The sequence below is a fragment of the Bacillus sp. FSL M7-0307 genome, assembly GCF_038627835.1.
Lineage (GTDB): Bacteria > Bacillota > Bacilli > Bacillales > Bacillaceae > Bacillus > Bacillus altitudinis.
The window spans coordinates 3,249,446-3,265,963 of the sequence record NZ_CP152023.1; the positions used below are offsets into that span (position 1 = coordinate 3,249,446).

A 16,518-nucleotide genomic window follows, 5' to 3' on the forward strand; every position below is an offset into this window, starting at 1 on the left:
CTGATACATGATGAATATACGCTCAATGATCATCTCATGCTATGCAGCTTTTGTTTCTTTTGCTGGATGGCTCATGAGCGGCGTGAAACCTCGTGACAATCAGGTGACGCTGCTTGTTTCATTCCAAGAGAACGCAGCTGCTCTCATTGATACTTATCAAAAACAGGCGATTATGACAATGAAGCTCACTGTCCTCTATACGAAGCATGCTTCCGTGATAGACAAGGACGTGCCTCATGTGTCATTTCGCTATTTTCATGAAAAAAATCCCATCCATCTCATTCAATGTATCTATACGATGCTAAAAAGCAAAGTCGTCGTCACAGATAATTATTTTCTGATGACAAGTGTGCTAAGAAATAGACCTTCTACCACTTGTATTCAAGTGTGGCACGCCAATGGTGCTTTGAAAAAGTTCGGTCTTGAAGACGCTTCAAATCATCACCGTAGTTCTCGTGATCTGCAGCGTTTCAAGCGGGTCTATGCGTCTTTCGATTATATCGTTACAGGCTCAGATCACATGCGCGAGATTTTCAAAACTTCATTTGGCGTCAAGGACGATCGTTTTCTGCCAACAGGTGTACCATTCACAGATGCGTACTATGATGAGCGCCCTATTTCCTTTCAGACGGATATTTTTCCAAAAGGCAAAAAAGTGCTGCTGTATGCGCCGACCTACCGGGACTTTGCAATGGACGGTCTTGTCTTACCTTTTTCTAAAGAACAATTGCATAGAGAGCTGAATGGTGACTATATCCTGCTCGTCAAACTTCATCCTGCAGTGAAACATTTAGCCAAAGCAGAAACAGATGGTGAGTGGATATTTGATGTGTCCGATCAGCCGCTCTTTCCATTGCTCTCTGTATGCGATGTCCTGATTACAGATTATTCGTCCATTGTGTTTGAATATGCGCTGCTCCGAAAGCCTGTTTTGTTCTTCACTTACGATCTAGAGACTTATCGCATGAAACGCGGTTTAGTCGAACGTTATGAAGACATTATTCCAGGAAAGGCTTGCGTCACTCAAGATATGCTCTTAAAGGAGCTTAAGGGGCTAAACGAATCAGCCAATCAAGACTTATTGAAAACCTTTGCTGAGGAATGGAACCAATATTCAAAAGGGAAATCAAGTCAGCAGCTTCTTTCCTTTATTGAACATCAGCTCTTACACAAAAAACGTCCGGCTTCTCATTAAGAAGCACGGACGTTTTTTTATTTGTTATACACGGGGATATCATAATACAGCGTATAGTTATCAAGTAAGTTATACAAACTATACATACGAGTGACCTGTTTAGAAGCCCAGCCAATATCCGTTGCATATTGGTGAGTCGCTGTCGCAGACCACCGCATTTTGTAAATGGTATCTTGTTTGTATGTGGCGTTATTGATGTAGCTGTTGCCAATGAATTTTGCCCCGCCAATAATGGCTGCCTCTGGTGTGAACCATTGCTGTTCATACGCATACTTTGCACCGAGGTAATTCGGGTTACTGTCATATGCACCAATGCCATACATGTTGTACACGATTCTATCATTGAACTTCGTACCGTTCGCTAAAATGGAACTGCCGTTGCCTGTTTCAAGCAATGCATGTGAAATGAGATAGATTTCGTTAATATGATACGTTTTCGCTGCTGTGATAAAGGCTTGTCCTTTTCCGGCAAGAATGCCTTTCCCTGCTAAAATCTTCGTATTCACTTCAGTCGGGTTGAGATTTGCAGCTTCAGAGAGTTTGAGAAATTGAAAATAAGATTGAGTGCCCTCCGCGATATTCGCTGGGTCTACATATTTTAATACTTCTGCTGAACTCGCATTTCTCCAGCCGAGGCTGATCTTGATCCAGTTGCCTTCTTTTCCAAGCTGCTTCACTTTTGTTCCTTTATTCAGCTGTGCGACGATGTTGCTAGCCGAACTTGAATCAGGTGTAGAACGGACATTTAGCCCGTCTGTATTCACTGTGGATGTCGCTGGGTCTACATATGTCGCATAGACATAGGCTGCACCATCTGTCTGCGGCGACACCTTCATTTGTTTGTTTACCATCTCATTGACTGTGAGGTTATAATTCGTCTGCATCACCATTGGACCATTTTTGATTTTGGTCGCAGTGGCTGTCCAGCCGTATTGGCTTTTCACAAAAGCAATGGCCGCATTCGCATTTGGTAACCCTGTAAACTGCTGTGTGATGTTGATTTTATATGCCGGTTTTGTCGTTGTTGTATAAGCAGCTGGTTCATTTCGTTTTTTGAAGAATGTCATGCCTTGATCTCTTAAGGCAGCAGTCGAAATAACCCCTGTTTTGATCTGATATTGACCATAATCAGTTGCTCCCATTTTTTGAGCGGCTGCTTTCATTTTTTGTTTTGTTAAATAACTTAAGGCTTGATTCAGCTTTGTTTGATTCACAGTCGCCTCTGTCGTAATACGGTATTGCTTAACAGCTTCTGTTAATGTTTTTGTACTGCTGGCAACTCCATTTTTTTTCATGATCTCTTGTGCCTGCTTCACTTTGCTTTGATCATATACAGGAGTTGTCATTAGGCTGTATGCTTTACTGACGGCTTGCCCCTTGCCTGTTGTGATGCTGCTTGTCACCTTTTGTGCCTTTAAGTATGCAGCACCTTTATTTACTTTTGTCTGATCCGTTGCTTGATTCACAACAAGTCGATACGTGCTGTCAGATGCTTTGCCTGTTTTTTTCGTTGTGGCGGATACTTTTTTCTTTTGGAAAAATGCCGTTGCTTTTTTCGCTTGATCATCGCCCAAAAGATTCCCAGTCACTACTTGATATGGCTGTGTAGAGGAGATCTTTTTAGACGTATAGCGCCATTTCTTTTTCTTGAAAAAGGCAACTGTTTTTGCGTAAGTTGTGTCATTTAATTGATTGAGCTTTACGATATAATTTTTCGTTTTTCCTACTCGCTGCACAGTACCTGACGCACCAGCTTGTTTCTTGATCTGAGCCGCCGCTGAGGCTGCTTGCTTACTGTCTTTGAAATAGCCTGATTCCATGCTATATACATTTTTAACAGCTCCAGCCTTCTGAATCTTTCCGCTGATTTTCGCTTCTTTTTGCAGCTGGGTCAGAAGGGTTTGCGCTTTAGACTGATTCGTTTGTGCAGCAGATGTGACGATGTAATACGGTTTGCCTGCTGCTACCGTTTGGAGTACTGCTTTTAAACCAGATTCCTTTTGAAAACCTTGCAGGATGGTATTTGCCTTGCTCTGTCCGACAATATTGCCTGAGATCAGCTGATACACGGTGCCAGCTTTGTTTTCGGTTTGATATGTACTCGTGACTCCGGCCTGTTTTTGTAGTTCGGTTTGAATATTTTTGACTTTCGTTTCAGAATCAATGGCTCCTGATATGACCTGATATGATGGTCTGCTTTGATTGATAGCTTCATAAGTGCTATTGAGTCCTGATGTTTTCGTCAGCTCGAGCGTAAGTTTTTTCGCCTGACTTTCATCGTTGATTGGATCAGATACGATTTTCTGTAAAGGAAGGCGGTCACCTACTGGAGACACCGTACCGCTCATGCCTAACTCTTTTTTTAATGCAGCGGCACTTGCATTAGCTGCTACTTGTGAGTCATATCCTGAGGCAGTCAGTTGATAAGTCGATGTATTTCCTGAAGTTTGATAAGTGGCTGTCCACTTCTTATCCTTTTTCAACGTGTCAACCGCTTTTTTCACTTCTGCTTCTGTTGTAAATACTTTTGAGGTGCTAATCGTATAAATGGATTGATCGACATAGGAGGCTGCTTGCACTTCTTTGCCTGTGTGTAATGTCATACCAAAGGCAGCTGCGAGTAACATAATCTTGATGGTTTTTTTCACGTTCCCTGTCCCTCTCTTAACTTTGCATAATAGTCTACTAATCTCTTTATCGACAAAAACACCAGACTTTTTTAACAAAATAAGCTTAATATATTTAAATTCACCTATGAAAAGTGACATTTTTGGGGGACTTTCACCTCAATACATCATCTTAAATTTACTTTAAAGATATAGTGATTTCTTAATTTTCCTTTAAAGGTATGGTATCATTTAGCATCATTAGAATTTATAGAAATTTAAAATTCACTTGTATTTTATATCACAACGAATTTCTTGACTTTTTCAATAGTAATCTCCAAAGGAGTCATAATGATGAACAAGAAAATTTTTAAACGTCAGAAAAAAATATTAAAACGAAAAATAAAATTTTTAAAAGACCCTTTAATGAATTTTATAAAGGATAAAAGACACCAAAGAAACAATTTATATGCATACTATTATCAACGTTTTGATGTTGTTGAAAAAACCGTACTATATGAATCTAGAGACGGAAAAAGTATGACCGATAGCCCATTAGCCATTTTTGAATATTTGTTACATCAGCCTCATTTCAAAGACTATACACATATTTGGTCAATTGATGATTTTGAAATATTAAAACCAATTTTAGATAAGTATACCGATTATAAAAACATCATTTTTGTAAAGCGAAATTCTAAAGATTATTTGAAATACTTAGCAACTGCAAAATATTTAATAAACAACTCTACTTTTCAACCATTTTTTATATGTAAAAAGGAACAAGTCTATATCAATACATGGCATGGCACACCATTGAAATATATGGGCTTTGATATTCCAGGAAACCCTGCACATTCTCAGAATGTATTGAGAAATTTTTTGAGCTCAGATTATCTCATTAGCCCAAATGAACATACAACAAGTATGTTTATAAATAGCTATAAGTTGAAACATCTTTTCTCGGGAAAAATTATAGAAGAAGGGTATCCAAGAATTGATTTAACGTTGAATACTGATTCCCTTGAATTTAAAAAAGATCTTCACTCTTTTGGAGTAGACCTTTCTTTAGACAAAAAAACCATTGTATATGCACCTACTTGGAAAGGGACAAGTGTAGGTAAAGTTAAAAACAATTTAACTCAGATCACTTCTGACCTGAATTACTTACATGAACGCTTTAGTCAAGAATATAATATCCTTCTTAAGCTTCATCCATTTCTGTATCACCAAGCCAGTCAATCAGCAGAATTACAAGGTCGGCTGATACCAGACTTTATCGATACAAATATGCTGCTAAGTGCGACCGATTTATTGATTACTGACTATTCAAGTATATTTTTTGATTTTCTAGTTACAAATAAACCCGTTCTTTTTTATATGTGGGATGCAGATGAATATAATGAAGAGCGAGGCATGTATTTTAATCTTAAAGACCTTCCTGGTCCCCGCCTTTATAACATTAAAAATTTGGCAGATTCGATTGCTCATATAGAAGACATAAATTCACAATTTAAACGTCAGTATGATCAATTTAAACATGACTTCACAAAACATGACGATGGTAAAGTGACTGAGAGAGTTGTTAAATCTATTTTCAACAATGAAACGGAAGACATCCGTTTCATCAATGCTCTTCATGAAAAGAAAGAAAAGATATTGATTTACCCTGGGGGAATGAAAAATAATGGTATCACTTCCTCTTTCATTAATTTAACACAAAATATTGATTATCATAAATATGATGTTAGTTGCTATATGAGCACACCAAACTCCAAAGAGGTATTAAATAATATTGCAAAAGTCAATAAAAATGTCAGGTTTATTTTCAAGCCAGGCCTACCTGTCTACACTTTACAAGAAGTTTATAAAGATAAATTCATTCATAATCGTGGAGTAACCAGTAAATTCGGGGAAAAGCTCTATCCACAAGATGCTTATTCCAGAGAATTTAGTCGCCTTTTCGGAAAATCCACTTTTGACCATGTCATTGATTTTAGCGGATATAGTTTATATTGGGCTAAATATCTCGTTTCTGCAGATGCTAAAACAAAAATATGTTTTATGCATAATGATCTTCTCTCTGATAGCGAAAGAACGATCAATGGTAAGAAGCCTCATAAAATAAATTTGAGAGGTTTATTCACCATATATCATAAATTTGATAAATTGGTCAGTGTTTCTAAAGGCACAATGGAATTGAACAAACAAAATTTATCTCACTATGCAGATGAAAGTAAGTTTGATTATGTGATGAACTCAATCAATCCAGACAAAATATTAGGAATAGAATTACAATCTGGTGACCAAAACACATCAAGCCTTATCCAATCGAATAAACCTTTTAAATCAAGAGCAAAAATTCTAAGCAGCAAACATGATAAAATCTTCACTACGTTAGTAGAAGATAACCTGTCCACTTTTTCAAGCAAAGAGTTTGAAAACAATGTAGTGATGATTACAAGAAAAGCTGTAACAAAACAAAACGAAGTTTTATATAAGTTCTCTTATGAAGATCATGTTGTGGGATGGCTAAATAAAGATGCTTTTAAACTTCTTCCAGATAGTATTATATGTGAAGAAGAAGTTCATAAATTAGCATTAATCACCAACCCTAAACATAATGATATTTGGACGAAACCCTTTAAAACGAGGGGAATTAAAAAGGTTTCTTCGAGTCACCCCTATAAGAATATTATGGTAGAGATAGACCGAGAAGCTAGAACTGAACGTTCACTCTACTGCAGATTCTATATCAACAAACAACTAATAGGCTGGATAGACTCATCTGCACTAAAAATACTGAAGAATTATGAAGTAAATAGTGTTCAATCTGAGGAAAAGCAAGTCATGATGGAAAAAGAAATACAAACATTATTGAACAAAAATTACCACGAACATGCAGAGTTTATTCGCTCATTGCCTAATAGAACACTTTTAGAAAGAAATATAAATAAAAAAATGAAAATTGTCCATACAGAGAATCATACAATATGGACAAAAGCATATCCAAATTTCGGATATGAAGAAGTTTGCAGCGCTGAGTTATATAAAGGTGCTATTGTGACTGTACACAAGAGCCATAAAACAAAAGAAGCGACATATTACCAATTCTCTTTAGATAAAAAAGTGATTGGATGGTTACATGTAAAAGCGTTTAAAACATTAGATCATCAAACTATTTTAAATCGTAAAGAAGTGAGCTACTCTGCTTCTCTTCATTTGAACGAATTTAAAATTTATAGCAAAACGAACGAAGATACTAGGTTTAAAGTCTTGAAAGATTTTTATCTTTACAATCAAAAAGAAGTTGATATTACAGAAGAAATTACCACACCTATATCAACTTACTGTTCCATAGTGTTTAATAACGAAAAAGTAGGCTGGGTAGATAAAAAAGCGATTGAAATTCTTGAAGTTCGAGGGTTTGAAATAGGAAATGAATTTGTTCCTTACCCTTCCAAAAAACACTATAATTTTGTTAATATGGGACGTCTGTCTCCAGAAAAAGGGCAAGATAATTTAATTACTGCTTTTAAACAACATTTAGAAACAAATGCAAACAGCAGACTATATATTCTCGGCGATGGTCCTCTTAAAAATGACCTTCTAAAGTTAATAGACGAATTAGAATTGCAAAACTATGTGTTTTTAGTTGGCCAAGTTGAAAATCCATTTACCGTCCTAAAAATGTGTGACTGCTTTGTTTTATCATCACACTATGAAGGCCAGCCAATGGTACTTTTAGAAGCCATGACGTTAGGAATGGATATCTTGGCAACAGATATTATTGCAAATCGAACAGTTTTAGAGAATGGCAAATATGGTGCTTTAGTCAATAACAGTGTCGATGGACTTGTAGGAGGGCTAAATAACTTTAGTAATCATACAAATCCTGCTTATGCTCCATTCAATTATAAAGAGTACAATAAAAAAGCAATGGATACTTTTTATAAAGTGTTAAATTAACTAAAAAAGACTTTCAAGCTCTATTCCATGCTTGAAAGTCTTTTTCTTTATATATGTGACACAATCAGTTCACAAGATCCTTCAATTGTGAAGTTCCCTGTTTCAGCAGGCAGGATAAAATGGGCTCCTTTTGGCAGCGGATATGTATGCCCATTATGCTCTAAGGACCCTTCCCCATTAATAACGCTGCACAGCAAAAACGGATAATCTTGCGATAGCTCTACTTTTTGATCAATTTCCCATTTATACACAGAGAAGTATTCTGCTTCTACAAATGTTCTAATGGTCATCCCTGGACGAGTTTCTACTGATTCATCTGCATAACCGTCTACATGAGGAACCGTTGTGACATCAATGGCCTGCGTGAAGTGAAGTTCACGTTCATGGCCATTTTGGTCTTTTCGTTCATAATCATACACCCGATAGGTCGTATCTGAACTTTGCTGCGTTTCAAGAACCAGTGTGCCTTCACATAGCGCATGAATGGTACCGCTTGGCACATAATAAAAATCACCCGGCTTAATTTTCACTCGCCGCAAAAGGCCTTCCCAATCGCCGCTGTTCATCATGGTCACAAGCTCAGTTCTCGTCCTTGCATTATGACCGTAGATCATTTCTGCGCCTTCTTTGCAGTCAATGATATACCAGCACTCTGTTTTTCCAAGCTCGCCATTTTCATGTCTTTCCGCATAATCATCATCTGGATGAACTTGAACGGATAAGTCTTGGTTTGCATCTAAAATTTTTGTTAAGAGCGGGAAGCGATCGCCTTCTATTCCCCCAAACAATTCTCTGTGATTGTCCCATAGTTCGATCAACGTTTTCCCTTTATATGGACCGTCTTGCACGACACTTGGTCCGTTTGGATGAGCAGAAATTGCCCAGCATTCTCCCGTTTGATCAGAAGGAATATCATAGCCAAATTGATCCCTTAAGGCTGTACCTCCCCATATTCTCTCCTTCAATTCAGGCAGTAAAAAAATTGGTGACTGCTTCATTCAGGATGACTCCTCCCTTTGCTACCCTTTGATAATCCTTGCCTAGCATGATGAAAACTAGCAAGTCTCAACTTTTATTATGACGCTATCTAAAGAGAAGTCAATCCTTTCAGTACACCGAATGAAAACGATAACAAGAAAATCAATTTACCCTTTGACAGAGCCTGCAAGAAGCCCTTTCACAAAGTATTTTCCAAGTAGAATATAGACCAAAAGTGTCGGCAGTGCAGCCAAGATGGCACCTGCCATTTGAACATTCCATTGCACAATTTGACTGCCTGATAAATTTTGCAATGCGACCATGACCGGCTGATTCTCTGCTGTGGTCATAGTGACCGCAAATAGAAACTCATTCCACACATTTGTGAACTGCCAAATGGCAACCACGACAAACCCTGTGATGGAAAGCGGCAGAATCATATGTCTGAAGATCCCGATAAACCCGGCTCCATCCATCTTCGCTGATTCAATCATTTCATCAGGAATGCTCACATAAAAATTGCGGAACATGAGTGTTGTGATTGGCAGGCCATATACGACATGGACAAGCACAAGTCCCGGAATGGAGTTATACAAGCCGATTTCACGCAAAAATTGAATGAGTGGAATGAGGATACTTTGATATGGAATAAACATACCGAACAACATGAAGGTAAACACCACTTCTGATCCTTTAAAGCGCCATTTAGACAACACATAGCCATTCATCGCACCTAATACAGCTGACAATAAGGTAGCAGGAATGACTAGATAAAGAGAATTCATTAAATTGGGTGATAACTTTTCAAAAGCGATTTTGTAGCTTGAGAAATCAAGTGTAGATGGAAGCGACCACATTCGCTCAAGGGTCACTTCACCTAATGGCTTTAAGCTTGTGACGAGCATGACATAAACAGGCATGAGAAAAAACAAACTGCACAGTATTAATAAAGCATAAAGAACTGGACGGACAAACCCTCTTGCGGTCATGATGAAGCCCCCTTCCGACTAGACAGGAGATACGGCACGATAAAGACCGCAACAGAAATCAACATGACGATCGCAATGGCGGCACCACCTGCATAATGGTTTCCTCTAAAGGTCATTTCAAACATATAAACACCTGGCACATCGGTGACAAAGTTTGCACCTGGTCCTGTCATCGAGTAAATCAAATCGAAGATCTTTAAAGAAATATGTGCCATGATAATGACGACGCTCGCTGTGATTGGTTTTAACAGCGGGAAAATGATTTTCCAGTAGATTTGCCACTCGGTTGCGCCATCCATTCTAGCAGCCTCTCTCACTTCCTCTGGAATTCCTCTAAGACCAGCCAAATACATCGCAAGTGAAAATCCTGTCATCTGCCACACAGCAGCGATGACAACTGCAATCATTGCTGCCGGTACACCAAACTCAATTTTTCCCCAGACAAATCCAGCTAAAATATTCGTATCCGTGTACCACTTGGGCTGGATGCCGAGTGTTTTTAAAAACAGATTCACCCCAGTTGATGGATTTAGGATCCATTGCCACACAACACCTGTGACAACAAAGGAAAGGGCCATCGGAAAGAAAAAGAGATTCCGAAAAAGTGATTCCCCCTTTATCTTCTGATCTAATAAAATGGCCAGTACAAGCCCAGAAGCAATGACTGCTCCAATAAAGAATAATGTAAAAAAGACCGTGTTTCGAAGATCTGACTGAAAGCGAAAATCTTGAAACAGCATGACATAATTTTTCATACCTGCGAAAGAAAAATCAGGAACAAGCGATGTCCAGTTCGATAATGAAACATATCCTGTCCAGCCAATAAATCCGTAAACAAAAATGAATAATAAAACAGCTGACGGTGCTAAAAACAGCAGGGCAAGCAGCTGGTCTCCATTCCATTTTCTCCGAACACGTTTCACTTTTGCTGCTGGTGTTTTTGTGGTCGGCGATGTGTCCATGCGCATGAAGCTACACTCCTTTTTTTAAAAAAGAGGCGGTGCCTAACGGCCGCCTCTTTCATCTTTATTTCATTGAATCTTTTAAAGAAGAAACGAACTGGCTGCTGTCTTTTTGTGTCACGAAAATATTGACGGCTTGGTTCGCCTTCGTGACAAAACCTTCTTCAGCAGCTGAGCCATGCGCAAGAGACGGTGCCAGCTTTGACTCTTTAAACGCCTTCATTGCCGATTTTCCGTATTCATCATATTTTGATACATCTGCATCCACACGAGCCGGAATTGACCCTTTCAGCGGATTAAACGCATCCTGTCCTTCCACAGATCCTAAGACAGATAAGAATTTTTTCACGTTTTCTGGCTGTTTGACACCCTTCGGTAGTCCGAATGTATCCGTGATGACCATAAAGCTGCCCTCCGTACCAGGAGTTGCCACGTATCCAAAGTCTTTATTCACCTTCAAATCTAGATCATTCACAAAATATCCTTTTGCCCAATCGCCCATGACATTCATTGCAGCTTCCCCTTTTGCCACGAGTTGTGAGGCATCCTGCCAGTTACGCGAGCTATGATCGTCGTTGACGTACTCGAGCATACGTCCAAAGATGTCTGCCGCTTCCTTCACTTTTGCATCATCCATTTTTAAGTCGCCCGCCCAAAGTTTTTGATAGTCATCTGCACCTAATACACCTAGAAGAACGCTCTCAAACAAATGAGTCGCTGCCCAAGGTTCTTTATCCCCAAGCGCAAGTGGTGTAATCCCTTTTTTCTTTAAGGCATCGGCTGTTTTGAAAAATTCATCAAACGTCGTTGGTGGCTGTAAGCCCTGTTCTTCAAATACTTTTTTGTTATACCAAAGCACATTGCCTCTATGAATATTCACTGGAACGGAATAGATTTTCCCGTCTTTGCTCACAAGGTCAATCAGTGATTCTGGGAATTTATCCTTCCAGCCTTCTTTTTCATATAGATCATCCAGCGGCTCCATTTTGCCTGCGGCTACCCAGCTCTCATTCAGCTCTGCTCCCCCGTGTACTTGGAAAGTAGCTGGCGGATCATCTCCTTGCATCCGGCTTGTTAGAACAGCCTTTGCATTCGTACCAGCGCCACCAGCGACAGCTGCATTTTCAATTGGAATGTCTTTATTTTTCTCTTCAAACAATTGAATGAGTGCCTTCAGCCCGTCTTCCTCACCTGCACCAGTCCACCAAGAGAAAATTTCTAGTTTCTCCGCTCCGCCCTCTTTTTTTGCATCTGAGTTCGTCGATGAACTGCAAGCAGAGACGACCAGCATACAGAGTGCCAATAAAGTAAAGCCTATTTTAAACTTCATCATGGATCCCCCATCCCTATTTTGTAAGCGTTATCAAAATAAGTATACTGGCAGATCCTTGCCTTTTTTCAGGCAAACTTCTTCACTTTTTTATGAAATTCTTCATTTTTTTACGACCTGTTTTCGATATTCCTTCGGTGAACAGCCCACCATTTTTTTAAACACACGACTGACGTAATTCGGATCAGTATATCCTGCTTGATAGGTGATTTCTTTTAAACTAAGCGAACTCTCTTTCAGTAGCTTCTTCATTTTATCCATCCTACAGGTCGTCACATATTCTTTAAACGTCAGACCTGTCTCATCCTTAAAGCGTTTGGTGAAATACGTCGGGCTTAAATCAACATAGGCGGCCGTTTGCTCCAGCGTGATATGTTCGCAAAAGTGTGTTTGAATGTATCGTTTCGCCCGTTCTATATCATTCACCGTCTGGGTTCTTGCTTCATACAGATCAAATAAATGGTCACAGCATTGGCGGCATTCTGTTTCTGTAGTGATAGCCAGGATAGGCACATCTGCACGAAGTCGTGATTTGAGTAAAATGAGCAGCTCTTTCACATGAGAAATGGTTGCCCCTTCTAATTGGAAGGCATCATAGTAAGCAAGAGCATCACCTCTTCTCCCTTCTTCTAGTGCCAGCATCATGTCATCGGCAAGCTCAGGCAAGTTGATCAATACGTAAGATTGTCTATCTGTATAGTAAAAGCCATAACGAACAGCGCTGTCATCTTTTTTTCGCTGATAATAGGAAAGCTTCGCTTCTGCTGCACTTTTCTGAAGTTGAAGTGGATTTGAGACAGGATGACCCATGCCAACGACAGAGGAATGCTGCTCGCTTGTCATAGAAGCGCGAATGGCTTGCAGTACATTCGCCTTTAGGTGACCAGGTGATTGATGGCTGTAAATCAAGCATGTAAACAGCTCACCGCTCACTTGGATAGGCACTGCTTGAAAAAGAGCAGACTCCTGCAAATGATTCAGGAGTTGATCCCCGCCTGTCCGCTGAACAGCGATCACTAGACCTGCTTGAAAATCCTGAAACAGCCGCTCAAACGCTGTTGAAGTATAAGATTGACCATTCAACACATGAGCTTCCAGCCATTTTGACTGCTGATTGACTTTCTCCGCCTGCCGCAGGGAGACCTCCTGCTGAATTTCTGCCGCAACAGAACGAATCGCTGTAATGGTTTCGTCTTTATCAGCTGGTTTGACAAGGTATTGTTTGACCCCTTCCTGCATGGCTTGCTTGGCATAATCAAATGTATCGTAGGCTGTCAGCATAATAAATTTAGTATAAGGGCAGCTTGCTTTGATCTGTTTGATCGCTGTGAGTCCATCCATGCCAGGCATCTGAATATCCATGAGCACAAGGTCAATTGGCTTAGACCGCGCCAATTCCACCGCCTTTTTTCCATTCGCAGCTTCCCCTGCAATATGACAGTCTGGCAGCCATTCGGTCATGAACTTACGCATCGCCATTCGTTCAATTTTTTCATCATCCACAATCAGCACGTTCAGCATGCTCGTTCCTCCTTGATTGGTATTGTCAATTGAATGGTGGTCCCTTCGTTTGGCTTTGAATCAATTTGAAGGGCATCCTGCACTCCGTAAAACAAACGCAGCCTCGACATCACATTTCGAAGACCAATTCCTGTCGAGTGACCTTTACTACGTGTGTCTGGATGATCTTCTTCCTCTTGCGATAGCAATCTCTTTTTCTCTGGATCACTGATGCCAAGTCCATTATCCCGAATCCGAATCATGACAAAGCCATCATCTCGATCAATAGAGAGCTCTACAAGCCCCCCCTCTTCTTTTGGTTCTACCCCATGAATAAAGGCATTTTCGACAAGCGGCTGCAATGTAAGGCTCGGAATGTGAACAGATAGACACGACTCATCTATGGTCGTTTTGCATGTAATACGATCGGAAAATCTTGTTTCTTGTATATGAAAATATTCTTTTACCACTTTCACTTCTTGTTCTAACGTAACAGATGCGCTGAGAGGAGATAGCGAATACCGCATCAGCGTAGAAACGGATTGTATCAATCTCGATGTCGCATCAGCTGATTCTAAGTACGCCATACGTGAAACGATGTTTAATGTATTAAATAAAAAATGTGGATTCATTTGGTTTTGCAGTGTTTTCAGCTTCATGTCTTTAATTTTCTGATCTAAAGCGGCCTTTTGTTTCATCTCTTCAATCATTACCTTCATCTCTCGCCGCATTCGCTCAAAGGCATGATTTAACACAGAGATTTCGTCCTTTGATGACACATGCAAATTCGGACCATCAAAATTTCCTTCTGATACTTCTTTGGCACTTCGAGATAGATGAACGATCGGTCTTGAAATTCCGCCCGCAATGATATAGGCCATCCATAAAGCGATACCTATCGATAATGTAAACAGACATAGAGTAAAAAGCGCATACGTTTGATGTCTTTTTTGAAGGGATTGGTAGAGTACTTGATACTCAGATAATTCATCATCCAAAAGAGTCATTGTCTGCTCTTGGATATAAGAGGACACGGTTCTTACTTCTTTCACACTTGCAGCATATTCTTTGATTTTCCCTTCTTTGACATGATTCATTGTCGCATCACTTTCGTTTATGAGCGTCCGCATCATATATTGATATTTTTCAATGGAGGGGATGGCGGCATGAAGCCCTGCATCTTTGAGCAATGCTTGATCATATGATGTCATTTTCTGTTTTGATTCAGCATACCCTTTGGCAAACGCCTGATCCTTTTCGATGGCAAAGGCGTTGACCTTTTCATACATCGTTTTTGCCTCTGTGGAAATATCATTCAGCAGGAGAAAGGAACGAAAGCTCTTGCTATATTCTGATGTGATTTTTGAACTGCTCCAATACACAAAAAAAGCGGCCACATTGCCAAGGAGCACAAGAATTAAAAAAGCCAATAATAACTTACTTCGAATTCTCTTCATGGCTGAACCCCCTGTGGTCTTTCCGTTTGATGAAGGGGCAGGTCTCCTCGCCGAATCACACTCGTCCCTGTGTACTGCAGCGGTTCTTGTTTATCCCCTTGCTGCAAACGAACAAGAGATTCAACCGCTTGATAGCCCATTTCATAAGGGTGCTGTACAACCACTGCATCGATTTTCCCATCATCCAGCGCTTGAATCGTATCAGGCAATGTGTCAAATGCGAGCACATAAACATCTTTAGACGAATGATATTGCTCTGTTGCTTGAATAATGCCGACACCGTCTAATGCGCTTGTTCCATAAAATGCGGTGAGCTGCGTATGATCATTTAACAATTTATACGCAGCACCGGAAGCACCTGATTTCGTAATCGCCGACTCTTCTATTCCAGCAATATGAATGCGTTTCTCACCAGAAACGGCATCTCGAAACCCCTTCACGCGAAGCTTCTGGTGAATCGCATCAAGCCGTCCCGTCACAATGCCCACATACTGCTCGCCTTTTGTATCAGCGATGAGTGCCTGTCCGGCGATAAAACCGGAATAATAGTTATCTGTTCCGACATACACTTGACGCTTGCTCCCCTCTGCATCGGTATCGACTGTGACGACATCAATGCCTTTCTCTCTTGCTTTTTGAAAGAGCGGTTTGTATTTCTTTGCATCAAGCCCTTGTGTCATAATGCCGTCCACATGACCAGCAATCGCCATATCAATGGTTTTCAGGTGATCATCCAAATCAGCCTGCTTTGGACCTAGGTATTCTAGATACACCCGATGAACTTCCGCCGCATCAGCAGCTCCCTTTTGCACCAATTGCCAATATTCATTATCAAGTTCCTCCGGTACAAGAACAAAGTGATATTGGTAAGTTGATACCGCCTCATCAGAAGCGCTTTCAATTTTAACTAAATCTTGACCTAATACAGATAAAAAAAGAACAGATATAACACAAAATGTGAGAAATGCGCCCATTCCGAACAACTTCGACCATTTCATTCACATTCCCCTCCTTCCATTGTTGCCGCATAAAAAAAGAGCTGCTTATAAAAGCATACTCTCTCGACCTCTATAATTCCTTTGTCATAAATAAACTGTTTGGATCTTCTTGGTATGAACCAAAAGGCGGACAATATTGAAATCCAAAGCTTTCATATAATTTTCTTGCCGGTTCAAAGAAAACAAACGCACCTGTTTCAAGGCTGACTCTTTTATACCCCCGCCGCTTCGCCTCTTGGAGAAGGTGGGTCAACAGATACTTCGCCACGCCTTTTCGCATATGGGCTGCTGCCGTCCTCATCGATTTGAGTTCACCATGTTCACTTGATAGCTCCTTGATGGCTCCGCAGCCAAGAAGCGCCTCTCCATCCCTTGCACTCCATACTGTGACATCTTGTTTTTTCAGATCGTCTAACGAAAGGGCATGAATGCTTTCTGGCGGTGAATGTTTTTTCATCTCTTCTAAATGAGATTTAATCAATTGCTCAATTTGACCATCTTTTAGTTCATCTTGTTGAATGTACATATCGACCT

The 16,518-nt window shown here is 40.1% G+C and carries 11 protein-coding genes; 2 read left to right on the top strand and 9 right to left on the bottom strand.

What is annotated here, in order from left to right; translation table 11 throughout:
* The first annotated feature begins 7 nt into the window (after positions 1-7).
* Positions 8-1,195 carry a CDP-glycerol glycerophosphotransferase family protein gene (locus MHI41_RS16655; protein WP_342494324.1) on the top strand — a complete coding sequence of 396 codons (1,188 nt, stop codon included), beginning with the start codon at positions 8-10 and terminating at the stop codon, positions 1,193-1,195.
* 17 nt (positions 1,196-1,212) lie between these two features.
* Here the strand turns inward: MHI41_RS16655 and MHI41_RS16660 are convergent, their stop codons facing one another.
* Positions 1,213-3,843 (bottom strand): N-acetylglucosaminidase, encoded by a 2,631-nt coding sequence (locus MHI41_RS16660; protein ID WP_342494325.1) that lies wholly within the window; start codon positions 3,841-3,843, stop codon positions 1,213-1,215.
* A gap of 312 nt (positions 3,844-4,155) precedes the next feature.
* Between MHI41_RS16660 and MHI41_RS16665 the strand changes: the two genes are divergently transcribed.
* Positions 4,156-7,770, top strand: coding sequence for a CDP-glycerol glycerophosphotransferase family protein (locus tag MHI41_RS16665; RefSeq protein WP_057078970.1), 3,615 nt, complete (start codon positions 4,156-4,158; stop codon positions 7,768-7,770).
* Between the two features lie 47 nt (positions 7,771-7,817).
* Here MHI41_RS16665 and manA read toward each other — a convergent pair whose 3' ends face one another.
* The 8 genes from manA to MHI41_RS16705 all read right to left on the bottom strand — a co-directional run bounded on the left by manA (position 7,818) and on the right by MHI41_RS16705 (position 16,510).
* A complete protein-coding gene (gene manA, locus MHI41_RS16670; RefSeq protein WP_178897382.1) occupies positions 7,818-8,768 on the bottom strand; it encodes a mannose-6-phosphate isomerase, class I in 951 nt (316 codons plus the stop codon).
* A gap of 147 nt (positions 8,769-8,915) precedes the next feature.
* Entirely contained in the window at positions 8,916-9,737 is an 822-nt protein-coding gene (locus MHI41_RS16675; protein ID WP_008343219.1) for a carbohydrate ABC transporter permease, read from the bottom strand.
* Positions 9,734-10,705, bottom strand: a complete 972-nt coding sequence (locus MHI41_RS16680; protein WP_008343220.1) for a sugar ABC transporter permease — start codon at positions 10,703-10,705, stop codon at positions 9,734-9,736. Before MHI41_RS16680 ends, MHI41_RS16675 begins: the two co-directional genes overlap by 4 nt.
* 58 nt (positions 10,706-10,763) lie before the next feature.
* The gene (locus MHI41_RS16685; protein ID WP_268416885.1) at positions 10,764-12,032 is read right to left on the bottom strand and encodes an ABC transporter substrate-binding protein; all 1,269 of its coding nucleotides are present in this window, start codon (positions 12,030-12,032) and stop codon (positions 10,764-10,766) included.
* Between the two features lie 99 nt (positions 12,033-12,131).
* Positions 12,132-13,550, bottom strand: a complete 1,419-nt coding sequence (locus tag MHI41_RS16690; RefSeq protein ID WP_342494326.1) for a response regulator — start codon at positions 13,548-13,550, stop codon at positions 12,132-12,134.
* Complete coding sequence (locus MHI41_RS16695) at positions 13,544-14,986, bottom strand: sensor histidine kinase (protein ID WP_017368163.1); 1,443 nt, start codon at positions 14,984-14,986, stop codon at positions 13,544-13,546. The genes MHI41_RS16690 and MHI41_RS16695 overlap by 7 nt, the downstream gene beginning before the upstream one ends.
* On the bottom strand, positions 14,983-15,984 hold the full coding sequence (locus MHI41_RS16700) for a sugar-binding protein (RefSeq protein WP_250026665.1): 1,002 nt from the start codon (positions 15,982-15,984) through the stop codon (positions 14,983-14,985). Before MHI41_RS16700 ends, MHI41_RS16695 begins: the two co-directional genes overlap by 4 nt.
* Positions 15,985-16,054: 70 nt before the next feature.
* Positions 16,055-16,510, bottom strand: a complete 456-nt coding sequence (locus MHI41_RS16705) for a GNAT family N-acetyltransferase (protein WP_272511177.1) — start codon at positions 16,508-16,510, stop codon at positions 16,055-16,057.
* Positions 16,511-16,518: the final 8 nt, after the last annotated feature.

Bases quoted from the DNA above. Each gene is read 5' to 3' on its own strand.
- MHI41_RS16690 (WP_342494326.1), bottom strand. From the start codon at position 13,550: ATGCTGAACGTGCTGATTGTGGATGATGAAAAAATTGAACGAATGGCG.
- MHI41_RS16695 (WP_017368163.1), bottom strand. From the start codon at position 14,986: ATGAAGAGAATTCGAAGTAAGTTATTATTGGCTTTTTTAATTCTTGTG.
- MHI41_RS16705 (WP_272511177.1), bottom strand. From the start codon at position 16,510: ATGTACATTCAACAAGATGAACTAAAAGATGGTCAAATTGAGCAATTG.
- MHI41_RS16685 (WP_268416885.1), bottom strand. From the start codon at position 12,032: ATGATGAAGTTTAAAATAGGCTTTACTTTATTGGCACTCTGTATGCTG.
- MHI41_RS16665 (WP_057078970.1), top strand. From the start codon at position 4,156: ATGAACAAGAAAATTTTTAAACGTCAGAAAAAAATATTAAAACGAAAA.
- MHI41_RS16680 (WP_008343220.1), bottom strand. From the start codon at position 10,705: ATGCGCATGGACACATCGCCGACCACAAAAACACCAGCAGCAAAAGTG.
- MHI41_RS16675 (WP_008343219.1), bottom strand. From the start codon at position 9,737: ATGACCGCAAGAGGGTTTGTCCGTCCAGTTCTTTATGCTTTATTAATA.
- manA (WP_178897382.1), bottom strand. From the start codon at position 8,768: ATGAAGCAGTCACCAATTTTTTTACTGCCTGAATTGAAGGAGAGAATA.
- MHI41_RS16655 (WP_342494324.1), top strand. From the start codon at position 8: ATGATGAATATACGCTCAATGATCATCTCATGCTATGCAGCTTTTGTT.
- MHI41_RS16700 (WP_250026665.1), bottom strand. From the start codon at position 15,984: ATGAAATGGTCGAAGTTGTTCGGAATGGGCGCATTTCTCACATTTTGT.